Annotated in this window: 28 protein-coding genes; 2 read left to right on the top strand and 26 right to left on the bottom strand. The window is 44.9% G+C overall.

The window, feature by feature from the left end; all coding sequences use genetic code 11:
- Positions 1-11: 11 nt before the first annotated feature.
- From DYE48_RS11350 to DYE48_RS11375, 5 genes are all read right to left on the bottom strand, one after another.
- Entirely contained in the window at positions 12-527 is a 516-nt protein-coding gene (locus tag DYE48_RS11350) for a spore maturation protein (RefSeq protein WP_089654045.1), read from the bottom strand.
- The gene (locus tag DYE48_RS11355; protein ID WP_115823734.1) at positions 524-1,114 is read right to left on the bottom strand and encodes a nucleoside recognition domain-containing protein; all 591 of its coding nucleotides are present in this window, start codon (positions 1,112-1,114) and stop codon (positions 524-526) included. Before DYE48_RS11355 ends, DYE48_RS11350 begins: the two co-directional genes overlap by 4 nt.
- Positions 1,102-2,163 (bottom strand): D-alanyl-D-alanine carboxypeptidase family protein, encoded by a 1,062-nt coding sequence (locus DYE48_RS11360; protein ID WP_115823854.1) that lies wholly within the window; start codon positions 2,161-2,163, stop codon positions 1,102-1,104. The genes DYE48_RS11355 and DYE48_RS11360 overlap by 13 nt, the downstream gene beginning before the upstream one ends.
- Positions 2,164-2,900: 737 nt before the next feature.
- Positions 2,901-3,494 carry an SMC-Scp complex subunit ScpB gene (gene scpB / locus DYE48_RS11370; protein ID WP_115823736.1) on the bottom strand — a complete coding sequence of 198 codons (594 nt, stop codon included), beginning with the start codon at positions 3,492-3,494 and terminating at the stop codon, positions 2,901-2,903.
- Positions 3,485-4,240, bottom strand: a complete 756-nt coding sequence (locus tag DYE48_RS11375) for a segregation/condensation protein A (protein WP_115823737.1) — start codon at positions 4,238-4,240, stop codon at positions 3,485-3,487. The genes scpB and DYE48_RS11375 overlap by 10 nt, the downstream gene beginning before the upstream one ends.
- A 200-nt stretch (positions 4,241-4,440) precedes the next feature.
- On the opposite strand from DYE48_RS11375, the gene DYE48_RS11380 reads away from it, so the two are divergent.
- Positions 4,441-4,914, top strand: coding sequence for a DUF309 domain-containing protein (locus DYE48_RS11380; RefSeq protein ID WP_115823738.1), 474 nt, complete (start codon positions 4,441-4,443; stop codon positions 4,912-4,914).
- Between the two features lie 54 nt (positions 4,915-4,968).
- On the opposite strand, the gene DYE48_RS11385 is transcribed toward DYE48_RS11380, so the two are convergent.
- From DYE48_RS11385 to DYE48_RS11450, 14 genes are all read right to left on the bottom strand, one after another.
- A complete protein-coding gene (locus DYE48_RS11385; RefSeq protein WP_115823739.1) occupies positions 4,969-5,334 on the bottom strand; it encodes a GNAT family N-acetyltransferase in 366 nt (121 codons plus the stop codon).
- Positions 5,335-5,594: 260 nt separating this feature from the next.
- On the bottom strand, positions 5,595-6,044 hold the full coding sequence (locus DYE48_RS11390) for a site-2 protease family protein (protein ID WP_115823740.1): 450 nt from the start codon (positions 6,042-6,044) through the stop codon (positions 5,595-5,597).
- Positions 6,045-6,062: 18 nt separating this feature from the next.
- Positions 6,063-6,497 (bottom strand): peptidylprolyl isomerase, encoded by a 435-nt coding sequence (locus DYE48_RS11395; protein WP_115823741.1) that lies wholly within the window; start codon positions 6,495-6,497, stop codon positions 6,063-6,065.
- A 14-nt stretch (positions 6,498-6,511) separates the two neighbouring features.
- Positions 6,512-7,807, bottom strand: coding sequence for a diaminopimelate decarboxylase (lysA, locus tag DYE48_RS11400; RefSeq protein ID WP_115823742.1), 1,296 nt, complete (start codon positions 7,805-7,807; stop codon positions 6,512-6,514).
- Positions 7,808-7,922: 115 nt separating this feature from the next.
- Complete coding sequence (locus DYE48_RS11405) at positions 7,923-9,392, bottom strand: spore germination protein (protein ID WP_115823743.1); 1,470 nt, start codon at positions 9,390-9,392, stop codon at positions 7,923-7,925.
- Positions 9,393-9,416: 24 nt separating this feature from the next.
- Positions 9,417-9,767 (bottom strand): stage V sporulation protein AE, encoded by a 351-nt coding sequence (gene spoVAE / locus DYE48_RS11410; protein WP_115823744.1) that lies wholly within the window; start codon positions 9,765-9,767, stop codon positions 9,417-9,419.
- Entirely contained in the window at positions 9,764-10,780 is a 1,017-nt protein-coding gene (spoVAD, locus tag DYE48_RS11415) for a stage V sporulation protein AD (RefSeq protein ID WP_115823745.1), read from the bottom strand. Before spoVAD ends, spoVAE begins: the two co-directional genes overlap by 4 nt.
- A gap of 12 nt (positions 10,781-10,792) precedes the next feature.
- Complete coding sequence (gene spoVAC, locus DYE48_RS11420; protein ID WP_115823746.1) at positions 10,793-11,251, bottom strand: stage V sporulation protein AC; 459 nt, start codon at positions 11,249-11,251, stop codon at positions 10,793-10,795.
- A 26-nt stretch (positions 11,252-11,277) separates the two neighbouring features.
- The gene (locus DYE48_RS11425; protein ID WP_089654058.1) at positions 11,278-11,688 is read right to left on the bottom strand and encodes a stage V sporulation protein AB; all 411 of its coding nucleotides are present in this window, start codon (positions 11,686-11,688) and stop codon (positions 11,278-11,280) included.
- Positions 11,675-12,292 carry a stage V sporulation protein AA gene (locus DYE48_RS11430; protein WP_115823747.1) on the bottom strand — a complete coding sequence of 206 codons (618 nt, stop codon included), beginning with the start codon at positions 12,290-12,292 and terminating at the stop codon, positions 11,675-11,677. The genes DYE48_RS11425 and DYE48_RS11430 overlap by 14 nt, the downstream gene beginning before the upstream one ends.
- 186 nt (positions 12,293-12,478) lie before the next feature.
- Positions 12,479-13,225 carry an RNA polymerase sporulation sigma factor SigF gene (gene sigF / locus DYE48_RS11435; RefSeq protein ID WP_115823748.1) on the bottom strand — a complete coding sequence of 249 codons (747 nt, stop codon included), beginning with the start codon at positions 13,223-13,225 and terminating at the stop codon, positions 12,479-12,481.
- A 10-nt stretch (positions 13,226-13,235) separates the two neighbouring features.
- Positions 13,236-13,676, bottom strand: coding sequence for an anti-sigma F factor (gene spoIIAB / locus DYE48_RS11440; protein ID WP_089654061.1), 441 nt, complete (start codon positions 13,674-13,676; stop codon positions 13,236-13,238).
- A complete protein-coding gene (spoIIAA, locus tag DYE48_RS11445) occupies positions 13,661-14,026 on the bottom strand; it encodes an anti-sigma F factor antagonist (protein ID WP_089654062.1) in 366 nt (121 codons plus the stop codon). The genes spoIIAB and spoIIAA overlap by 16 nt, the downstream gene beginning before the upstream one ends.
- A 94-nt stretch (positions 14,027-14,120) precedes the next feature.
- Positions 14,121-15,296: a D-alanyl-D-alanine carboxypeptidase family protein gene (locus tag DYE48_RS11450; protein ID WP_115823749.1), complete on the bottom strand. Its 1,176-nt coding sequence runs from the start codon at positions 15,294-15,296 to the stop codon at positions 14,121-14,123.
- A gap of 388 nt (positions 15,297-15,684) precedes the next feature.
- Between DYE48_RS11450 and DYE48_RS21490 the strand changes: the two genes are divergently transcribed.
- The gene (locus DYE48_RS21490) at positions 15,685-15,807 is read left to right on the top strand and encodes a hypothetical protein (RefSeq protein WP_279629298.1); all 123 of its coding nucleotides are present in this window, start codon (positions 15,685-15,687) and stop codon (positions 15,805-15,807) included.
- Between the two features lie 183 nt (positions 15,808-15,990).
- Here DYE48_RS21490 and DYE48_RS11455 read toward each other — a convergent pair whose 3' ends face one another.
- From DYE48_RS11455 to DYE48_RS11485, 7 genes are all read right to left on the bottom strand, one after another.
- Positions 15,991-16,377 (bottom strand): HIT family protein, encoded by a 387-nt coding sequence (locus DYE48_RS11455; protein ID WP_115823750.1) that lies wholly within the window; start codon positions 16,375-16,377, stop codon positions 15,991-15,993.
- A 12-nt stretch (positions 16,378-16,389) separates the two neighbouring features.
- Positions 16,390-16,626 (bottom strand): hypothetical protein, encoded by a 237-nt coding sequence (locus tag DYE48_RS11460; RefSeq protein ID WP_115823751.1) that lies wholly within the window; start codon positions 16,624-16,626, stop codon positions 16,390-16,392.
- Between the two features lie 172 nt (positions 16,627-16,798).
- On the bottom strand, positions 16,799-18,100 hold the full coding sequence (locus DYE48_RS11465) for a pyrimidine-nucleoside phosphorylase (RefSeq protein ID WP_115823752.1): 1,302 nt from the start codon (positions 18,098-18,100) through the stop codon (positions 16,799-16,801).
- Positions 18,101-18,162: 62 nt separating this feature from the next.
- Positions 18,163-18,984 carry a purine-nucleoside phosphorylase gene (locus DYE48_RS11470; RefSeq protein WP_115823753.1) on the bottom strand — a complete coding sequence of 274 codons (822 nt, stop codon included), beginning with the start codon at positions 18,982-18,984 and terminating at the stop codon, positions 18,163-18,165.
- A 15-nt stretch (positions 18,985-18,999) separates the two neighbouring features.
- Entirely contained in the window at positions 19,000-20,178 is a 1,179-nt protein-coding gene (deoB, locus tag DYE48_RS11475; RefSeq protein WP_115823754.1) for a phosphopentomutase, read from the bottom strand.
- 97 nt (positions 20,179-20,275) lie between these two features.
- The gene (gene xerD / locus DYE48_RS11480) at positions 20,276-21,163 is read right to left on the bottom strand and encodes a site-specific tyrosine recombinase XerD (RefSeq protein ID WP_115823755.1); all 888 of its coding nucleotides are present in this window, start codon (positions 21,161-21,163) and stop codon (positions 20,276-20,278) included.
- Positions 21,164-21,170: 7 nt separating this feature from the next.
- Complete coding sequence (locus DYE48_RS11485; protein ID WP_089654070.1) at positions 21,171-21,389, bottom strand: DUF4227 family protein; 219 nt, start codon at positions 21,387-21,389, stop codon at positions 21,171-21,173.
- Between the last annotated feature and the right edge of the window lie 30 nt (positions 21,390-21,419).

Raw genomic sequence — 21,419 nt, forward strand, 5'->3', positions numbered from 1 at the left:
AAATCATCCTATTAACTAAATAGGATGATGACAATGACAATTGATGCTATTATACCAACCAAATCGGCCATCAGTCCAACTTTCAAAGCATCTCCCATTCTTTTGATCCCAACGGCCCCAAAATAGACAGTGATAATGTATAGTGTCGTATCGGTACTCCCCTGCATCACAGATGCGAGTTGACCGATGAATGAATCAGGACCAAACGTGCGGATCAGCTCTGTCGTCATACTGAGTGCGGCCGTTCCTGAGATAGGACGGATGAAAGCGAGAGGGAGAATTTCAGCTGGAGCTCCAAACAAAGACATCAGAGGCTCAAACAGTTTCACGATCGCCCCCATCGCACCTGACGCTTGAAAAACAGCAATCGACACCATCATTCCCAATAAGAAAGGAAGCAAACTGATGGCAATTTGGATTCCCTCTTTACTCCCTTCCACAAAGACTTCATAAGAAGGTACCTTTTTAATAGTTGCCGTCACCAGTACAAGCAGGATGATGGATGGGATGAGCCATATGCTGATCATAAACGCATCGCCCTCTCCCTTTTATAATGAAAATAGCGGTCGATCAATAAGGCGGCAATGGTAGAAATAATAGTTGCCAAAATGGTAGCACCTACGATGGAGGTCGGATCCTCTGAACCATACTTCATCCGGATCGCAATCACAGTTGTCGGTACGAGCGTCAGGGATGAAGTGTTGATGGCAAGGAGTGTAATCATAGACCTGCTCGCTTTATCCGAACCTGACAGCTTTTTTAATTCCTTCATCGCTTTCAACCCCATTGGCGTGGCAGCATTTCCAAGACCGAACATATTGGCCGTCATATTGGACAGGATGTAACCGAGCGCCGGGTGGTCCTCAGGAATATCAGGAAAGATGCGTTTGACAAAAGGCCGGAAAATTTTAGCCAATCCGGCAAGAAGTCCTGCCTCTTCAGCGATTTTCATCAATCCAAGCCAAAAAATGAGGACCCCTGCAAGACTCAGAGTAATCATAATCGCCTCATCCAATGTTGAAAAAATCGCTTTGTTGACGTCCTCCATCGTACCATTGAAAGCCGCATAGATAATCCCCGTAACCGCAAGGAACGCCCATATTAAGTTGACCATGGCGCTACCCCCATCATCCTGTTCAAGAAGTTCTTCACTTCTGAAAAGAAGGATTGAGAAGGGCGCTCATTCCATACAGGCGCTTCAACTAACGGTGTTTGTCCGACCATGAAGTATGTCACCCCGGCTAAATTCGACTCCCCTTGCTGGTCATAACGATAAAATGTTGCCTGAAGGTCTTCCTTTTCAGATAGGGTGAGAGGATAATAGATATCTCTTGGAATATAAAGGGATTTCCCGTTCACTTCAACGGTACCCTCACTTTGTAGTTTCACCGTTTCAAAATTACTGAATCCCCACTCGAACATCCGTGTATGGTCATTCCAATCATCAGGAGCATTCAAAGTAACAGCGATCAGCTCCATTCCATCTTTTTGGGCACTTGTCACTAAGGTTCGTCCAGCGGCTTTTGTGAACCCTGTTTTCCCACCGTTCGTCGGTTCGTAATATTGGGTCAGCATTTTATTTTTATTCTTCCACGAGTATTCTCGATTTTCAGAACGATACATTTCGCTGCCTGTCACTTCGCGGAACGTATCATTTTTCATAGAGTAGGCCATGAGCAGCCCCAAATCATACGCGCTTGAATAATGGGTTTCTCCATCCAATCCATGCGGATTTTCAAAGTGGCTGTTATTCATTCCAAGCCAGGCCGCCTTTTCATTCATCAGCTGCACAAAACCTTCGACACTCCCGCCTACATGTTCAGCAATCGCTACAGCTGAATCATTTCCAGACCTCAGCATCAACCCATATACCAAATCTTTCAAAGGGATTTTTTCTTTCTCTGTCAAATAAATGGAGGACCCTTCTGTATAAACGGCCCTTTTACTTACTTTCACTTTCTCTTCCATCATTCCTGATTCAATCGCTATGATAGCGGTCATGATTTTTGTGGTGCTGGCAATCAGTGTAGGATCATAGGCATTCTTTTCATACAGGACCCGGCCTGATTCTGCATCCATCAGAACGGCCCGCTCCGCAGATACTGATATATTAGGATTCGCTTTTACCTTATCCACCATAAAGATTGGAAGTAGTAAAGTCATGGCCACAGCTACATAAAAGAACCTTCTCAAGAGGACTTCCTCCTATTCACATCATTTGCTTCAACTTATGCAGAAGCGTACAAGCTTATGAGTAATAGAAAAATCCATCCATATTAAGAGCACAACACAATCGGCGTTCTTAAAGTATATGGCAGTATTCTTGAAGACTCAGTTTCGAGATAATCGGGTTTCGTTTGCTGTATTGGGAGTCAGGGGTGGCTGGGAAGCTACTCGCTTTCCTGCGGGGATGGCGGCAAGCCTCCTCGTGCTTCGCACTGCGGGGTCTCGCCAGCCAATCCATTCCCGCGGGAGTCTCGCATCTTCCCAGCCACCCCATTCGATGGATATGAGAAACGAAGCCACATACACGAATGGAGCGTCTTCCATAACTACTACATTCTAGTTGAAAAGCCCTTTATAGCAAGCGTTAGGATACAAATGGCTGCTTGTTTGAAAGTTTAATCCATTACTTTCATTACGCTGGAAAGCTGCTAATTCTGGAAGTAGTTTCGAGATACTTATATGATCAAGGGGCGGAGGGGAGTGGGGAGACTCCTGCGGGAAAAAAGTGCATGGTGAGACCCCACAGGACGCAGTCCGAGGAGGCTCACCGCGCTCCCGCGGAAAGCGAGCTATTCCCCGCAGCCCCTATCCACTCAACAAAAGTCTCGAAACTGAGTCTTCCAGAAACGGAAGCTTATATAGAAAAAAAGCTGTCCCTGGTAGGGAACAGCTTTTTAGTCGTCGGAGAAGGGGTCTTCGTTGAATTTTTCGAAAAAGAGATCAGCTTCTCCTTCTTCTTCCCCTTCGCTTTGTTTGAGTTCAGAAAGAGGCGGAAGCTCTTCAATGGAAGTCAAGCCGAAATAGATAAGAAAATTTTTGGTCGTTCCATATAGGATCGGGCGTCCGATGGCATCTTTACGGCCTTTTTCTTCAATCAAACTGCGATTGGCGAGTGTCTGAATGGCACGGTCACTTTTGACCCCTCTCAAGTCATCCACTTCTATTCTAGTGATCGGTTGTTGATAGGCAATGATTGCAAGCGTTTCAAGAGCTGCTTGAGACAGCCTTGTCGATCCTGGTGAATCTAAAAGACGCTTGTAATACGAAGCATGCTCCGGCTTCGTGGTCAAATGCAGGGTTCCTTGTGAGTCCATGATGGTGAGACCTCTGTGCTTCGATTGGTAGTCTTTCATCATTTCTTCCAACAATGTTTTGAACGTTTTCGCATCCAACTCTAGTAGGTTGGTCAGTTTCTTTTTTGTGATCCCTTCTTCTCCGGCCGCAAAAAGCAGGCCTTCGGTTATGGCTTTGTAGTCTTCTAACTCCATGGTGCATCCTCCATCTTATATACGATTAGTTCATCAAAATGTTGTTGTTGAACACACACGATGTCATTGCTCTTCATCAATTCAAGTAAAGCGATGAAGGTAACAACGATATGCGGTCGTGTTCGTTTTTCAAATAACTGATGAAAAGGAGTGCCACCTGCTTGAACATCAATTTTACCGAGAATTTCTTCCATTCTCATTTGGATAGGAATCTCATCTCTCCGGACCTTTGCTTCCTGTGGTTTTTCCGTTTTGGCCCGCTTTAATAGATTGCCCATCGCTTGAATCATATCGTAAACAGAGGCTTCTCCCGGGCGCACTTCCGGCATCTCTTCTTCCCAGCCTTCCATATTCAGTGGAGGTCGGGTGTAGATGCGGTTGGCATCGAGTTCTTTTTCTTTCAGTTCCTCTGCAGCCTGTTTATATTTTCGGTATTCAATCAAACGTCGCATCAAATCTTCGCGAGGGTCATCTTCAAGCTCCCCATCTTCGAATTCATCTTCCATGTTTTGATTAGGAAGAAGCATCTGACTTTTCATGGCAAGTAATGTAGCAGCCATGACCAGATATTCGCTCGCGAGATCCAGCTCAAGTTCCTGCATCGTATGGATATAGTTCATGTACTGATCGGTAATTTGGGAAACGGGAATATTATAAATATCGATTTCGTATCGATTGATCAGGTGTAAAAGAAGATCAAGAGGTCCTTCAAAACCTTCCACTTTCACTTGGTAGCTTTTTTTCATATCATTCTTCCTTTACGTTCCAATGTTCTTTTTATAATGGTATCAAAAAACACCCTGCTGTGACAGCATGTATTTAATGGCGATCAATGTCTTTCGTTTTACGTCTTCCGTTAAGTTATACTATAGATAGAAGTACAAGAACCTTATTTTAATCAACAACCAAGCTTTCCATGGTTGTATCAAAGGGATGGATGGTTTATATGTATCCTAAAGCTTATATTGAATTTCTTGCTCATTTCCACGGTACAAGAGATTATTTCGAATGTCATGAGATCCTTGAGGAATACTGGAAAGAAGTCGATCCTCGTAACCGTTCTTCCATCTGGGTATGGCTCATCCAAATCGCTGTAGCCATGTACCATGATCGCAGAGGCAATCAAAATGGTGCAAGGACCCTCATTAAACGGTGTTTAAGAAAGAAAGTAGAACATGAGAAAGAACTCCCACTCCTCGGCTTGGATGGAGAACGCCTGGAAAAACAGCTGGAAGCATTCAAAGCACGTTTGGACAAAGAGGTCCCTTACCGTAGCTGGAATATGCCCATCATAGATAATGAACTCCGTAAAGAAGTACATCTCCTCTGCCAACAATGGAACGTCGCTTACGGGTCTCCGAGTGACATGTCTGATGAATTCCTTCTAATGAAACATAAAATGAGAAGAACATCATTTTAAATTCCTATATAAACGAAACAAAGGAGGTGCCGTGAATCGACACCTCCTTATCTTTTATAACTGTGAAGAGGCACTTTCTTCATCACATTTCTCGATGAATGACTCTGTGGCTACATCAGCACATACATGACAATCATCTTTGAAATGGTCACGGACACGGAGGATCATCTGCCGACCAATCCCAGCATTACGATGAGACGGGTTGACGGACACGTGCTGGATGATGGCTTTGCCATCTTCCAAACGGACACCGACCGCTCCGAGGATGTCTTCCTCTTTCCACAAAAACAGATTCCAATCCGGATTGGAATCGTATTCTTTTATAATTTCCTGAAGTGTCTTAACGTCTGAAACTTCAGGCATGAAAGAAAGCAAGCCCATCGCAATCTTTTCAAATGATTTTTTATAACGAATTAACATATTAACCCCTCAATTATGAAAATAACTTTCCTAGAGTTCCAGATGAGAAAATGGTTACTTTCAATCATTGTCTAATTCTTCCTATATGTCAAGCTTACATGACGATGACGAACCAGTAGTATAAACCCCAACCGATGCTGAACAACGATAAAAACGTAAACAGCATCCAATTTTTCATTTTCATTATACGTTGCCCCCGGTTTTTTGTGATTTGCCCCGCTACATAGAATATAGCATAGCCCTGGATTATTCAAGCTTGTTTAAAACCGTCTTTTCACAATTGACCAAAGCCGATATCCATCAGAACCCTTTCCTTTGATAGAAAACGGTACAAGATTCACGAGGGCAAGGTACGTATTAAAAAGAAAAGAGATACGAAGCAGACCACCGCCCTGCTCCTTAAACCATAAGAACAAAACGAAAGCTGTTAGAGCATTGAGTAAAGGACCGCCAATACTGATCCAAGCTTTTTCGAAATCTTTGAACGGAGGTTTCCGTTCATTCACCGAGTAAGCTCCCTGGAAGAAAAAAAGGTGGATGTACACATGTATCCCGCTTTTTTCCCATCGCCCGATCACTTTCCCCCGGCCAAGGTGCAGAGCACTTTGATCTGCCCGAAAGTAAAGGCCGGGCAATAGGTGACCAAGCTCATGGATGAACAGACTCAAAGGTGCCACTAAAAAAATCAATACGAGTAGTGTGACAATCATGAAGGGCTCTGTTAGTAATTATTTGTCCTCAACGCGGACCTTTTGCATCACATCTCCGACACGAACACGATCGACCGTATCCACACCATCAACCACTTTGCCAAAAACTGTGTGACGGCCGTCTAAGTGTGGCTGAGGAGAGTGACAGACGAAGAATTGGCTTCCTCCTGTATCTTTTCCAGCGTGGGCCATGGAAAGGGATCCTCGCTCATGCTTGTGAGGATTGCCTTCGGTTTCACATTTGATCGTATAGCCTGGACCACCCGTTCCTGTTCCTTTCGGGCACCCGCCCTGGATCACGAAGTCTGGGATGACACGGTGGAATGTCAATCCATCGTAAAATTCATCATTGGCCAGTTTCTCAAAGTTCTCAACGGTCTTTGGTGCTGTATCATCGTAAAGTTCAATCAGCATTTTCTCTCCATTTTCAAATTCAATCGTTGCTTGTTTCATTTCTCATACCCCTCTCATTTTTCATAAGATAAATCTAGTCGTGTCATCTCTTGATAGCTCTCTCTTCTGACGACAAGCTGATGCTTTCCGTCTTCGACAAACACGACGGCCGCTTTTTGAAAGCGGTTGTAATTGTTAGCCATAGCATAACCATACGCTCCTGTGCTGAAAACTGCAAGTCTGTCTCCATGTTCAACCGCAGGAAGCGCCACATCCCATATTAGCATATCTCCAGATTCACAGCACTTTCCAGCTATGGAATACTCTTTTTCCGGCTTTTGATCCATTTTTTCTACCAGCGCTGCTTCGTATTTTGCCTGATAAAGGGCTGGACGGATATTATCTGTCATCCCTCCGTCCACAGATACATACGTCCTTACATCAGGGACTTCCTTGAGGGAACCGATGGTGTAGATCGTAGTACCTGCCTCCCCGACAATCGCACGCCCCGGCTCAATCCAGATTTCCGGCATAGGATAATCGTACTGCGAAGAGAGATTTTTCACTTCACGGATAAGAGCGTGAGCATATTGATCCAGGTCAAGCGGTTTATCCTCTTCCGTATATTGAATACCGAACCCGCCGCCTAAATTCAGTACAGTCGCTTCATATTTATAGCGGTCACGCCAATCGTTCAAAGTAGTAAAGAGTTTTCTCGTGGCCATTTCGAAACCGCTCGTCTCGAAGATTTGTGAACCAATATGGCAATGAAGTCCGACTAAACGGATATTGGCATCATCCTGGACTTTCATGAATGCCTCTTCAGCCTGGCCGCTGCTCAAATCAAAACCGAATTTCGAGTCTTCCTGCCCTGTCAAAATATAATCATGGGTATGGGCTTCGATCCCCGGTGTCACCCTCAACAAGACATCCATCTCTTTCTTCTGCTCTTTGAGGATGGAGTGCAGGAGTTCGATTTCATAAAAATTATCGACTACGATACATCCGATTTCATGTTCTACGGCCATTTCCAATTCACGGATACTTTTATTGTTCCCGTGCATGTGAATCTTTTCTACGGGGAAGCCTGCTTCAAGGGCTGTATGTAGTTCTCCTTCAGAAACGACATCCAAACTGAGACCTTCCTGGTTCGCAACCTGAAGCATCGCGACAGAAGAAAAAGCTTTACTTGCATAGGCGACTTGAGCTGCTACTTGATTTTCTTTGAATGTCTGCACAAATGCCCGTGCCTTTTGTCTGATTTCACCAACATCATATACATAAAGAGGGGTGCCATATTGTTCGGCAAGGTCTGCAGCTGGAACTTGTCCGATTAGCAATTGCCCTTTTTCATTAACATCATGATTCATCGTAACCCACCTTTTCTACAAACGGAGAAATGATAAAAAGAAAATGCCCCTTGGAGATCAAAGGACATCAAGATTTATTTTAATTTATCACATTGCTAAAGAACGGGCAATACGATTATTTTTGACGGTGATTGTTTTGAGGATGAACAACGCTCGGTCTCACTTTTAGTGATGGCATACTAAGACGTAGGATAATTTGTATGGCCGCTTTTCCGTTGAATGGCAGAAAAGGCCACAAATATGGGGTGTTCAACGACTTCGTATTCGCTAACAGCAAAACATAAGCTAAGAATCCGCCCATAAGTCCTTTGATTCCGAATATAGCAACTAAAATCACAAACAAAATACGTGCCATTTTATTGGCCACAGATAATTCATAACTCGGCGTTGAATAGGATCCTATGGCAGCAACAGCTACATAAAGGATGACTTCAGGGACAAACATTCCCACGTCAATAGCGATTTGCCCTATAAGGACAGCGGCAATAAGTCCCATAGCCGTCGATAAAGGAGTCGGTGTATGGATGGCTGCGATCCTGAGCATCTCCAAACCTAAATCGGCAATCAATATTTGAAAGATGATGGGAATGCTGCTTTCTTCGTTGGGACCTATAAAGGCCAGCGGTTCTGGAAGCAGATCCGGCTGCATGACGAACAACATCCATAATGGCAAAAGAAAAACAGATGCAAAAATCCCAAAAAAACGCACCCACCGTACAAAAGTCCCAACAGGAGGGGACTGCCGGAATTCTTCCGCATGCTGCACATGGTGAAAGTACGTAGTCGGAGTAATGATCGTACTCGGTGAGGTGTCGGTCATGATGACTACATGTCCTTCAAATAAATGCGAAGCGACGACATCCGGCCGTTCCGTATATCTTACGAGCGGAAACGGATTCCTTCCCTGATTGACAATGTACTCTTCAAGACTTTTATCCGCCATCGACAAGCCGTCGATATCGATTTTTTGTATTTCATCTTTTAACAATTGAACAAGCCCTGGATCGGCAACGTCTTTGATGTAAGTAATACAAACATCTGTTTTCGAACGATTCCCGACCTGCATGATTTCATTTCTTAACCGTTCGTCTCTGATACGACGACGTGTAAGAGCTGTGTTTTCTATGATATTCTCTGTGTACCCATCCCTCGAACCACGGATGACCTTTTCCGTATCCGGTTCTTCTGGAGTCCTCCCGGGATATGTCCGCACATCAACAATGAAGGCCTCTGTTTCTCCATCGACGAAAATGACCATCAATCCGGAAAGCATCTGGGTGATACACTTATCAATGTCGGAAGTCGTCTCTACTTGTTGATGAGGGATTTCATCTTTTATGGATTTAAATACGGAATCGACGTGGTCCTCCGAATCATTCATTTCCATTAATTGGCGCATCACTTCTACAACGATTGGTGTCTCTACCAACCCTGTGACATAATAGAAGTTCACTTCCACACCGAGTAAGGTCAACGTACGGAAACCGGCATCAAATGATTGGTCTACGCCAATGCGTTCATTCATCGTCTTCCGGTTTTGGTCGAGCTTCATGACGATGGGCGTTTCTTGTTTCTTCGTAGGCATAAACCTCCACTCCTTGATCTCGAGTTATCCTTTAGGCTTGAAAATAACAGCAACGATAAAGCCAAACAATATGGCGGATGCAATACCGGCAGATGTCAGTTCAAAAATACCGACGGCCACACCGATAAAGCCATGTTCATCCGCCTGTTCCATAGCTCCATGCAAAAGCGAATGCCCGAAACTTGTAATCGGCACAGTCGCTCCTGCACCAGCAAATTCAATGAGGTTATCATAAAGGTCGAACGCATCCAGTACCGCTCCAGCTACAACAAAGGAAGACATGACGTGGGCTGGAGTCAATTTGAATACATCCATTAAAATCTGCCCGATCACACAAATGCCCCCTCCTACGATGAAAGCCCATAAAAATGTCAAGATCCACCCTCCCCTCTTGTGAGGACGACAGCATGTGCAATTCCAGGAATCGATTCTTTCTGCTGAAGCATCATCGGACTCATGAGCGCACCTGTCGCAACAATTAACACACGCTTGTATTTACCACTCATCAAATCCTGCACAATTTTCCCATAAGTCACCACCGCTGAGCACGCACATCCGCTTCCCCCTGCAAACACAGGTTGATCGCTATGATAGACCAGCAGCCCACAATCTTTATGAACATCACTGATATCATAGCCATCCTGTTTCATCAAATCTTTAAGAATAGGGGTTCCCACAGAAGACAAGTCCCCCGTTGCGATGACATCATAATCCCCTGGAACACGCCCCATGTCTTCCAAATGCGTTTTGATGGTGTCCCATGCCGCAGGTGCCATTGCAGACCCCATATCAAATGGATCCTTAATACTATAATCCATAACCTTACCAATCGTTGCAGCTTCAACTTGAATTTTTGATGGTGTTTTTGAAAGAAGCGCAGCACCGCTTCCTGTGACGGTAAATGTAGCGGTACCCGGCTTTTGCCCTCCATACTCTGTCGGGTAACGGAATTGGCGTTCTGCTGTACAGTTGTGAGAACTGACGGCTACTAACGCTTGTGTGGCATATCCTGATGAGACGAGCGCAGCACCTGTGGCAAGAGTCTCCATACTGGTCGAACAGGCGCCGAACATCCCCAAAACAGGTATGCCTAACTGTCTTGCCACATAGTTTCCTGTTACGTTTTGGTTCAAAAGATCTCCCGCTAAAAACAAATCAATATTGGATTGGTCGACCCCTGCTTTTTGCAGACAAGTGTACACCGCATCTGTCATCAATTTGCGTTCCGCAAGCTCCCAGTTGGATTCACCGCAGTGAAGCTCTTCATGAATGACGTCATATGTTTCTTTCAGTGGACCTTCTCCTTCCATAGGACCGACAGCCGTGCCCGTGGATTGTAAGTAGACCGGATCGGTAAACGTCCATGAATGTGTTCCAGTTTTAGCCATATGCTTTTCCTCCTAAAAAATAAGCGACCATACGTAACGAATGATTCCTAATACATAAGCAGCGACAACTCCGAATACAATGACAGATCCTGCTAACTTGAATAAGTTGGTGGCAACTCCTAGAACAAGTCCTTCGGATTTATGCTCCAATGCCGCTGAGGTAATCGAGTTTGCGAACCCAGTGACTGGAACCGCTGAACCAGCACCAGCAAACTGTCCGAGCTTATCATACACACCGAAACCTGTAGCGAGAGCAGAGAGTAGTATTAAAGTCGCTACCGTCGGGTTGATGGCATTTTTTTCACTATAGTCAAACCAGTGGATATACATTTGTGTAAGAAGTTCACCAAACACGCAAATCAACCCACCTACAATAAATGCTTTCAAGCAATTCATGACATAAGGCGGTTTTGGTTGATAGGATTTTCTCGCCTTATCAAAGTTCTTTTCATTGAGCGGTTGTTTACCCACACTACTTCCTCCTAATCACAGATCGTTCACCTGACAAAAATGATCCATTGAAACAAAGAACCCGCGATTTTCCCAAGAACCAGCGCCATTAATAGCGTGAACAGAAAGCCATCCACACCGATTCGCTTGAATAAAAGTGGAAAAACATTCAAGACTTCCGTCAGAGCAGCGGCCAGCATTCCTATGAAGATCCCATGAAAAAGTCCCCATATCACAAGACCAATCATGGTCATCTTCACCGGGCCATCCCCAAATGAAAGGTAAATCCCTGCGAAAACGCCTAGAATCACAGCCATTTCATAACTCCGGAGTTTTGATTCCGAATGGCTCAACTGCATGAGCCTTGGGACAATCCCAAGGACTGTCAAAAAAGCAACGAAGCCTGTTCCGACAGCAATGCCAGCAGCAAGTCCAATGAGTGCTTCAACGATCCACATCCTGTTTTTCCACCTTATTCTCCTTAATGGCTACATAATGGTCCAGATCTTCCTGGTAATTGAATATCTCTACTTCCATCGGACTCGGCTCTTCATTGAATCGTTTCTGAAACCAGTGGTTAAAAAATAAGATCATTCCTATCCCAAGACCGATGGAATACGGCACCTGGATCCATAACGGATGTTCCACTTCCTCCCCTGTCAACATGAAGTGCAGCTTCTGTTGAACGGCCTGCATGCTCACATCATAATGGAAGTTCATAATCGCCATCGCTGCTCCAATAAAAAGCAGGACCCATATCGCACTGATCAATAGAGGGGACGGCTGCTTTTGGTGTTTTTCAACATGAACCACGCATTGATTCGGTCCGATCAGTTCGACCTCAAGCTCCGGAAATTTCTCGATCACTTGTTCAATGATCATGAACGAATCGATGACCACGATATTTTGATCTTCTTCGGTCACTTGATGCAAGACCATCTGCTCCAAGACAGGTTTATGACGCTTTTGACCCGTCACACGGGCCACATCCTGCAAACGGATTTTTGCCAAGGGTTGAACATAGATCGATTGTTTTGTACGTATATAGACAGGAGTCGCCAATCCTACCGCCTCCCCTGTGTAATTTTTCTTAGACTTATTATGTGTGAGATCGAAAAAATCATACGAAGAGTCCTTGGTTATTGGATAATGGAAAAAATCGTGTATTTGAAGCTGCTACAAGAAGGTTCAGTTACACGATTTTTTCACCACAAAATAAAAAAAGCTGTACCATTTTAGGTACAGCCCTCAGCTTGTATCATTCATCGTTTCCTTCATATCAGCAAGGATTTTCTTTTCCAACCGCGATACTTGCACTTGCGATATGCCTAAACGTTCCGCCACTTCGGTTTGCGTTTGATCCTTGTAATAACGTAAGTAGATGATGAGCCGCTCCCTTTTGTCCAGTTTACTCATCACATCCTGGAGGGTCAGGTGGTCAAACCAGTTGCTTTCCTCTTCGGCAATCTGGTCGACAAGTGTAATCGGGTCGCCTTCGTTTTCATATACCGTTTCATAAATGGACTGAGGGGTTCGTCCAACTTCCTCCGCCTGGACGATTTCTTCCCTTGTAAGCCCTAACGCATCAGCAAGCTCATTAACCGTCGGAGAGCGTCCGTATTCTTTTAACAGCTCTTCTTTCTTGGCACGGACTTTATGATTCAGTTCTTTCAAACTCCGGCTCACTTTCACACTGCCATCATCCCGGATAAACCTCTGGATTTCACCGATGATCATCGGTACGGCATACGTAGAAAAACGCACATCATAACTCAAGTCGAATTTGTCGATCGATTTGAGCAGGCCGATACAGCCGATTTGATACAGATCATCCTGATCGTATCCACGCCTGAGATATCGCTGGACGACCGACCATACGAGACGGGTGTTTCTTTCTACCAAATAGTCCCTCGCCTCTTGATCGCCCGCCTGACTCTTTTTGATCAGCTCTTTGACATCTTTGTCGGACAGACGTTCTTTTGTCGTATCGCTCATAGGCGGCGCCTCAATTGCACAAAGCGCGGGTTGACGTTAACTGCTTCGTCATTCGGATCGTCGTTCCGACCCCGGGCTCTGATGTAATGTCTACGCGATCCATGAAATTCTCCATGATGGTAAAACCCATTCCCGAGCGTTCCCATTCCGGTTTAGACGTGTATAGCGGTTCTTTCGCAATATCGATATTCTCAATACCCTGACCGCGATCCTGAATGATCAGTTCGATTTCTCCGTCATCAATGGCGCAAGTAAGCATGACTTTTTCATCATTTTTCTCTTCGTAACCATGAATAATGGCATTCGTGACCGCTTCAGAGACGACGGTTTTAATATCCGTAAGCTCCTCCATCGTCGGATTGATTTGACTGACAAAAGCGGCAACAGATACACGGGCAAGGGATTCATTTTCACTCACACTCGTAAACTCCAGCGTCATTTCATTTCGCATGATGCCACCCCCAACATCTCAAGCGCGGATGCCTCATCATCCACGAGCTTCATGATTTTGAACATTCCCGACATATCGAACAATCTCCGAACCTCAGGCGAAATCGAGCAAAGCACCATTTCGTTCCCTTTTGCTTGTACCTCTTTATAACGACCGAGCATCACACCAAGGCCTGAACTATCCATGAAGGACAATTTTTGTAAATTGACAATCACATGTTCGACACCGTTGTTCGCGAGCTCCTTCTGCCAAGCTTCCCGAAGAGTTGTGGCTTCGTGATGATCCAGCTCTCCATTTAATCGAACGAGCAAAACATTCTCTCTGACAGCAAAATTAACTTGAAGACTCAAGTGAATTACCTCCTCTGACTTTATAAGAGTCACTATGTCTTTTCGTACTTTTCGCTGTCATTTCCTGCTCAAAAACATAACTAGTGAGAAAATGCTAAAACCTCTGAAAGCTCGTCAAATTCTTCCACGAACGCTGCCATAGGGCAGGAAAACCTGCTTTTTCCACGGTTTCGACCGTTTCCAGACGAACCTTAGCTACTTCCTGATCCCCATTCTTCACGATCACCCATCCCATATGGGCCCCTTTTTCCAATGGAAGGTCTGATTTCTCCGCTACTTTCAGCTCTGTTTCATATTTACTCTTCTTATCATTTTTCTTCTTCAAAACGACGACATCTTTTTCAGGGGAAAGGTTCAACTCAAGAGGATTCCCTCTTGTAATCTTCATGGTTTTCATCGTGTCATCCTTCGAATAGAGTTTGACACCCTCATACTGACTGAAACCATAATCCAAAAGACTTGTCACATCCGAGTTCCTCATTTTCGGATTTTCTGCTCCCATCACGACGGCGATCATATGCATATCATCGCGCTTAGCAGAGGCCGTGAGACAATATTTCGCCTCACTTGTATAACCTGTTTTCAGTCCGTCCATTCCTGGATAATTCTTAATTAACTTGTTCGTGTTGACTAACCAAAATTCATTGTCCTGTCCTTTACGTAAATAATCATCATAAATTTTTGTGTACGTGGTCACTTCATCATGAAGCAGCAGTTCTCTTGCCATGACCGCCATATCATGAGCCGTACTGTAATGACCTTCAGCCGGCAGACCTGTTGGGTTTTGGAATTGTGTATTCTTCAAACCGAGATCTTTTGCTTTTTGGTTCATTTGAGCGACAAACTCTTTTTCACTTCCGGCAATCCGTTCAGCCATAGCGACACTCGCATCATTTCCAGATGCAACAGCAATCCCTTTGAGCAAATCTTCAACGGTCATCTCTTCGCCAGCTTCAAGGAAAATTTGAGAACCTCCCATAGAAGCGGCGTGTTCACTGATTCGGACTTTTTCATCCAGCTTGATGCCGCCTTTATCGAGTTCTTCCATGATCAACAACAGCGTCATGACCTTCGTCATACTCGCAGGGGGCAGCTTTTTATTTGAATCCTTATCATAAAGCGTCATCCCGCTGTTCTTCTCCATCAATATCGCCGACTTCGCCGAATTGACGATCTCAGTTGAATCCCTTTCTTCTGCAAAAGTCATGTTTAACGGAAAAAGTGAGACAACTAAACAAAGAGCGAGACACACACCCATCATTTTTTTCATAACCTAAACCTCCCATTGCTTTAAGTGCCCCTAGCTTTCCCTTACCATCATCTTCTATACATAACCCGATAAGCCATTCACCTTAAAAAGACTCGATTTCGAGATGTTTGTGTGATTCTAGTGGCTGCGGGAAACGGTTCGCTTTCCATGGGGCGGGCGCTGAGCCTCCTCGAGCTTCGCTCTGTGGGGTCTCAGCTGTCCCGCACACCCCATAGGAGTCTCACCGTTTCCCTCCGCCCCTCTGCTAAATGAGGTTTTCGAAATCCCCTCTAACAGTAACCTGACGAGTTCTGTAATGAAGAGCTGCTCACCCACGCTATTTTAGAGTCGTTTTAACCAAAGGTCCTGCACGAATAAAGCGAGGAAACAGGGTCTGGGAAACGTCCGCATGAAAACCGTATGGAGACATGAACGTGTGTGTCTTTCTACTGACTGGTCCAAAACACTGCAAATCGTCGTTTCCCTGACCCCGTATCCATGGCCAGGAATCATCATTCTTTATTTCAACTAGACAAGGCTTCCTTTAAGGATACGCGGTGTGTGCTCACCGCGCACCCGCAAAAAGCGAGCCATTCCCCGCAGCCCCCATCCACTCAACAAAAGTCTCGGAACTGAGTCTTCAAGAAAAGAGAGCGATATTGGAATAAAACAGGTGTAGGAGAAAGCAAAAAACACAACCTGGGCAGGTCGTGTTTTAGATGTGACGTTTGTTTTCTTCTTGTTTGAGCCAGTGGCGGATGCCTTTGCCGGCGTGGGGTTCGTCCTGGAAGCGGGGGATGATGTGCATGTGAGCATGGAAGATATGCTGCCCACCTGTTTTGTAACAGTTATAACCGATGTTGTATCCGTCCGGTTTAAGTGTTTCATCAAGCCAGCTTTTAACTTGTTGAATCATTTCCTGCGTATCGATCCATTCCTCTCTGGAAAGGTCAAATACGGTTGTTTTATGTGATTTAGGTACGATCAACCCTGAGCCCTTTAATATACGTTGATCTTTTTGAACAAAGTAGCAGGAGGTGTTTTCAAAAATGATTTTCTGTTCTTTATCCGCTTCTGGTGAGCATAATACACATTGATCCATGTCTTCCCCTCCCTATGTAATGGGTATGAAACTTTCGATAAAAATAAAGGCCATCATGGAAGAAACTACGAGAATGACCGTTCCTCTGATGACGCGATCGTCTCTTAGATAATGAATGCCCGTAAAAAAATATAAAAGAGACAACACAAGTGCTACGAGGTCAAAGCTTACATTCAATGAAAAAAACCAATTGGACAAGACAAGGACAAGAGCGGCCAGCACGACGAGCAACTCCAAAAACCGAATCATGCATTCGCCCCCTTCTACAAAAATAATATCATGAACCGCCCTGTTTATGAATATCCAATCCCCCCTTCGCATTTTATTGTTCTTCTCCACAATCCCATGCCTGGATAGACAAAAAAAGAAGCGAACCGACCTACGGGTGTAGATGGTTCGCTTCTTTTCTAAGTTCAAAATCTTATTTAATGATGTTATGAATCAGTGTTGGTTTCTCGACTTTTTCACCAGAAATGGTGTAAGCTTCTTTTACCTTTTGGATAGAATCGTTCGGTTGCTCATCATCACTGATTAATACGACAAGAGCTTCCCCTGCTTTGACAGGATCGCCGATTTTCTTCTTAAGGCTGATTCCGACTCCATGATTGATTTCATCATCTTTCGTCGCACGGCCTGCTCCTAGATACATGGCGGCGATACCAATGGATTCTGCATCAATAGCAGATACGAAACCATCTTGATCAGCTGTGACTTCAATTTCATGAGCTGCTCTTGGTAAACGATCCAGTTCATCAATCATAGAAACGTCTCCACCCTGAGCCTCAATGAGTGTGCGAAGGGATTGGAAGGCTTTCCCGTTTTCAATATTGGCTTCGATTGCTTCATACGCTTCTTCATATGAAGAGAACTTCTCAGCAAGCACTGCCATATGGGAAGCGATTTCAAGTGAAAGCAAACGTAAGTCTTCTACATTCTTCCCTTGTAGAATTTCTGCCGCTTCTTTAATTTCATTCGCATTCCCGACTTCATAGCCAAGTGGCTGATTCATGTCACTAATGACAGCTACAGTGTTGCGACCCAGGTTGTTTCCGATGTTCACCATCTCACGAGCGAGAGCTTCAGAGTCTTCAAGCGTTTTCATAAAAGCCCCAGAACCTGTTTTCACGTCAAGGACGATACTGTCTGCACCTGATGCAATTTTCTTACTCATGATAGAACCAGCGATCAATGGTAAGGAATTTACGGTCCCCGTCACGTCTCTCAAAGCGTACAATTTTTTGTCTGCAGGAGCCAGGTTTCCAGTTTGACCTGCAACCGCAAGCTTGTGTGTATTGACATTCTCAATGAATTTTTCTTTGGTCATCTCAATTTCCAGGCCTTTGATGGACTCTAATTTATCAAGCGTTCCACCTGTATGTCCAAGGCCGCGGCCGGACATTTTAGCAACAGGGATGCCGACAGAAGCAACGAGTGGTCCAACGATGAATGTTACTTTATCGCCTACGCCACCTGTGGAGTGCTTATCGACTTTCTTACCTTCGATTGCTGAAAGGTCGATGGTTTCTCCAGAGTCCACCATCGCTTGTGTCAGCGTAGCTGTTTCTTCTGCAGTCATGCCTTGGAAGTAAATCGCCATCGTGAAAGCAGATGCCTGATAGTCAGGAATCTCTCCTTTTGTATAACCTTCAACAAAGAATTCAATTTCTTCTTTCGTCAGTTCCCCGCCATCGCGTTTTTTTACAATAATGTCGTACATTCTCATCTCGATCACCCTTTACTTAAAAGTTTAAATGCGAAAGCGCCTCACAAGACGCTTTCGATTTTTTATGCTGGTAATGTTTTTAGAAGCTCTTTCACGAACCCTAGGAAATCTTCACGCACTTGAGCCGTCGTTTCGATGACTTCATCATGGGTAAGCGGCTGATCTAAGATTCCGGCAGCCATATTGGAAATACAAGAGATACCAAGCACTCGGATTCCTGCGTGGTTGGCAACCATCACTTCTGGGACTGTGGACATTCCTACGGCATCTCCGCCGAGTGTACGCAGCATACGTACTTCTGCGCCTGTCTCATAGGCAGGTCCTGTGTTTCCTACATAAACCCCTTCCTGTACTTGAAGGTTCAAACGCTCGGCTGACTGTTTTGCATGATCGATCAAAGCGCGGTCATACGCTTCAGACATATCAGGGAAACGTGGACCAAGATCCTCATCATTCGGGCCGATCAGCGGGCTGTCTCCCATATTGTTGATATGGTCGGTGATGATCATCAAGTTGCCCGGTTTGAAGGTTTCATTAATGCCACCAGCAGCGTTTGTAACGAATAGTGTTTCCACACCAAGAGCCTTCATTACACGTACTGGGAAAGTCACCTGTTTCATATCGTAACCTTCATAATAGTGGAAACGACCTTGCATCGCGATTACTTGTCGTCCTTCTAATTCACCAACGACCAGCTGTCCTTTATGTCCTGAAACCGTAGATTCAGGAAAGTGAGGGATTTCCGTATAAGTAATGGTTATCGGATTTTGAATTTCCTCCGCAAGTACACCAAGGCCGGATCCTAGAATCAGTCCGACACTTGGTTCATGAGTCAATTTTCCTTGAATGAATTGAGAAGCTTCTTTTACTTGTGTTTGGTTCATTTTGTTTCTCCTCCCTTATTGAATATCTTTTAAAAAGCTCTTGCCGTGTTCAGGCATTTGGATCGAGAAGTTTTCAGAAACGGTCGCACCGATATCGGCAAACGTTTGGCGCTGGTCAAGTTCCTGCCCTTCTTTAATGCCATTGTGATAGACAAGCAATGGAACAAGTTCACGTGTATGATCTGTACCGTGGTGGACAGGGTCATTGCCGTGGTCTGCTGTGATAATCAGCAAATCATCATCGTTCATCTTATCCAACACTTCAGGCAGGCGCGCATCATAATCCTGTAGCGCTTCTCCATATCCTTGTGGATCACGACGGTGACCAAATTTCGCATCGAAATCGACCAGGTTCAAGAAGCTCATGCCAGTGAAATCTTTATCCAGTGTCTTCACCAGCTGATCCATCCCATCCATATTGTCTTTCGTGCGGATCGCTTCTGTTACGCCTTCGCCGTCATAAATATCAGAAATTTTGCCGATCGCGACAACATCTAGTCCTTCATCAGCCATCTCGTTCATGACTGTGCGTCCAAATGGCTTCAAGGCATAGTCATGACGATTGGATGTCCGTTCAAATGCCCCCGGTTCCCCGATGAACGGGCGGGCAATGACGCGTCCGACCATATATTTTTCATCTTTTGTGATTTCACGGCAGAACTCACAGATTTCATAAAGCTCTTCCGGTGGAATGACATCTTCATGGGCAGCAATCTGCAAGACAGAATCGGCAGAAGTGTAAATGATCAAATCTCCCGTTTCCATGTGATGTTCTCCTAATTCCTTAAGGATCTCCGTCCCTGAGGCCGGTTTATTTCCAACAATGCCACGACCGGTCTTTTCTTTGATCTGATCGAGGAGCTCATCTGGAAAGCCGTCCGGGAATGTACGGAAAGGCTGGTCGATATATAGGCCCATGATTTCCCAGTGGCCGGTCATCGTATCTTTTCCGTTCGACGCTTCCACCATCGTTGTGTAATGCGCTTTCGGTTTTTCCGCCTTATCAATCCCCTGGATCTGGCTAATGTTGCTCAGTCCAAGCGATCCCATATGCGGCATGTCCAACCCGTTCATATGCTCTGCGATATGCCCCAGGGTGTGGGCTCCTTTATCATCGAACTTTTCTGCGTCCGGAGCTTCTCCTATTCCTACAGAGTCCATAACTACTAAAAATACACGTTTGAATGAATTCATCAAAGATCCCTCCTAATGTTTAATTTCCCAAATTCGTGAAAAACTACCCCACATTCATAAGATGTAGGATGTCAGACAACTTAAAACACAAAAGAGTTTATGCCCGTGGATGATACGAGCGATAAACGTCTTTTAACCTTGTCTTCGAGACATGGGTATAGATTTGCGTCGTCGAGATGTCTGCATGCCCAAGCATTTCCTGCACAGCCCTCAGGTCGGCTCCATTTTCCAACAGGTGTGTAGCGAAAGAATGGCGCAGCGTATGTGGCGTCAACTCTTTATTCACGCCCATATCCCTAGCAACCGCTTTCAACACCTTCCAAAAACCTTGCCGGGATAAGGCATTTCCGTGATGATTGACGAAAAGCTCTTCGGTCTGTTTATGCTTCACGAGAGCATCGCGACCGACTTGCAAATAATTTTCAACCGCATCTTTGGCCATGTCACCGAGAGGAATGATCCTCTCTTTCGATCCCTTTCCTAGACAACGGACAAAACCCATCGTCAAATGCAGATCCGTCACTTTGAGAGAAACGAGTTCCGTCACTCTTAGACCAGTGGCATACAGCATTTCGAACATCGCCTTATTCCTTGCCGAAAGCGGATCTTTGGCGTGAATGTTCAACAACTTGTCCACATCGTCTGAAGAGAGCACTTTCGGAAGCTTCCTTTCTTTCTTCGGTGTCTCTATATGTAAGCTCGGATCGTGCTCTGTCACCTTTTCCCGGATCAGGAATTGATGAAAAAGACGAATGGATGACAATAACCGTGCGATGGTTGCTGACGAACGTCCCTGGTCATTGAGGTGATGCAAGTACTTCATAATATGGGAGCGGGTCATTTCATCCCAACTTTTTACTGCTAATTCCTGCTGTAAGAATCGATCGTACTGAGACAGATCCCGCTTATAAGATTGAATCGTGTTAGGTGATAATCCGCGCTCTACGGTTAAATAATGAAAAAAATCTTCCAGCGCATGCTGCATCGTCCATCTACTCTCCTAACCGAAAAAATATCGACAGCCGATCCGTCCATGGTTGCTCCAGGGGTTGATAGACTTTAATTGCCGTACCACCTGGCGGATCGTATCGATGCTGGCGCTCGTATTCTTCATGCACCATTCGTAAAGCCATATAAAAAACGCAAGTACAAACAGTGAATACAATCAGGACTTTGATTAAATCTCTTAAACTGTTCTTCAAACGAGTCATTGGCACTCCCCTCACTTCCGTACCTTTTTG

The sequence above is a fragment of the Halobacillus trueperi genome, from assembly GCF_003386945.1.
In the GTDB taxonomy this organism is placed as follows: Bacteria; Bacillota; Bacilli; order Bacillales; family Halobacillaceae; genus Halobacillus; species Halobacillus aidingensis.

What these genes read in the sequence shown, in the direction of transcription:
- DYE48_RS11350 (WP_089654045.1), bottom strand. Translation starts at nt 527, where the DNA reads ATGATCAGCATATGGCTCATCCCATCCATCATCCTGCTTGTACTGGTG.
- DYE48_RS11355 (WP_115823734.1), bottom strand. Translation starts at nt 1,114, where the DNA reads ATGGTCAACTTAATATGGGCGTTCCTTGCGGTTACGGGGATTATCTAT.
- DYE48_RS11360 (WP_115823854.1), bottom strand. Translation starts at nt 2,163, where the DNA reads ATGACTTTACTACTTCCAATCTTTATGGTGGATAAGGTAAAAGCGAAT.
- scpB (WP_115823736.1), bottom strand. Translation starts at nt 3,494, where the DNA reads ATGGAGTTAGAAGACTACAAAGCCATAACCGAAGGCCTGCTTTTTGCG.
- DYE48_RS11375 (WP_115823737.1), bottom strand. Translation starts at nt 4,240, where the DNA reads ATGAAAAAAAGCTACCAAGTGAAAGTGGAAGGTTTTGAAGGACCTCTT.
- DYE48_RS11380 (WP_115823738.1), top strand. Translation starts at nt 4,441, where the DNA reads ATGTATCCTAAAGCTTATATTGAATTTCTTGCTCATTTCCACGGTACA.
- DYE48_RS11385 (WP_115823739.1), bottom strand. Translation starts at nt 5,334, where the DNA reads ATGTTAATTCGTTATAAAAAATCATTTGAAAAGATTGCGATGGGCTTG.
- DYE48_RS11390 (WP_115823740.1), bottom strand. Translation starts at nt 6,044, where the DNA reads ATGATTGTCACACTACTCGTATTGATTTTTTTAGTGGCACCTTTGAGT.
- DYE48_RS11395 (WP_115823741.1), bottom strand. Translation starts at nt 6,497, where the DNA reads ATGAAACAAGCAACGATTGAATTTGAAAATGGAGAGAAAATGCTGATT.
- lysA (WP_115823742.1), bottom strand. Translation starts at nt 7,807, where the DNA reads ATGAATCATGATGTTAATGAAAAAGGGCAATTGCTAATCGGACAAGTT.
- DYE48_RS11405 (WP_115823743.1), bottom strand. Translation starts at nt 9,392, where the DNA reads ATGCCTACGAAGAAACAAGAAACGCCCATCGTCATGAAGCTCGACCAA.
- spoVAD (WP_115823745.1), bottom strand. Translation starts at nt 10,780, where the DNA reads ATGGCTAAAACTGGAACACATTCATGGACGTTTACCGATCCGGTCTAC.
- DYE48_RS11425 (WP_089654058.1), bottom strand. Translation starts at nt 11,688, where the DNA reads ATGTGGATCGTTGAAGCACTCATTGGACTTGCTGCTGGCATTGCTGTC.
- sigF (WP_115823748.1), bottom strand. Translation starts at nt 13,225, where the DNA reads ATGAGCGATACGACAAAAGAACGTCTGTCCGACAAAGATGTCAAAGAG.
- spoIIAB (WP_089654061.1), bottom strand. Translation starts at nt 13,676, where the DNA reads ATGCGAAATGAAATGACGCTGGAGTTTACGAGTGTGAGTGAAAATGAA.
- DYE48_RS11450 (WP_115823749.1), bottom strand. Translation starts at nt 15,296, where the DNA reads ATGAAAAAAATGATGGGTGTGTGTCTCGCTCTTTGTTTAGTTGTCTCA.
- DYE48_RS21490 (WP_279629298.1), top strand. Translation starts at nt 15,685, where the DNA reads ATGAAAACCGTATGGAGACATGAACGTGTGTGTCTTTCTACTGACTGG.
- DYE48_RS11455 (WP_115823750.1), bottom strand. Translation starts at nt 16,377, where the DNA reads ATGGATCAATGTGTATTATGCTCACCAGAAGCGGATAAAGAACAGAAA.
- DYE48_RS11460 (WP_115823751.1), bottom strand. Translation starts at nt 16,626, where the DNA reads ATGATTCGGTTTTTGGAGTTGCTCGTCGTGCTGGCCGCTCTTGTCCTT.
- DYE48_RS11465 (WP_115823752.1), bottom strand. Translation starts at nt 18,100, where the DNA reads ATGAGAATGTACGACATTATTGTAAAAAAACGCGATGGCGGGGAACTG.
- DYE48_RS11470 (WP_115823753.1), bottom strand. Translation starts at nt 18,984, where the DNA reads ATGAACCAAACACAAGTAAAAGAAGCTTCTCAATTCATTCAAGGAAAA.
- deoB (WP_115823754.1), bottom strand. Translation starts at nt 20,178, where the DNA reads ATGAATTCATTCAAACGTGTATTTTTAGTAGTTATGGACTCTGTAGGA.
- xerD (WP_115823755.1), bottom strand. Translation starts at nt 21,163, where the DNA reads ATGCAGCATGCGCTGGAAGATTTTTTTCATTATTTAACCGTAGAGCGC.
- DYE48_RS11485 (WP_089654070.1), bottom strand. Translation starts at nt 21,389, where the DNA reads ATGACTCGTTTGAAGAACAGTTTAAGAGATTTAATCAAAGTCCTGATT.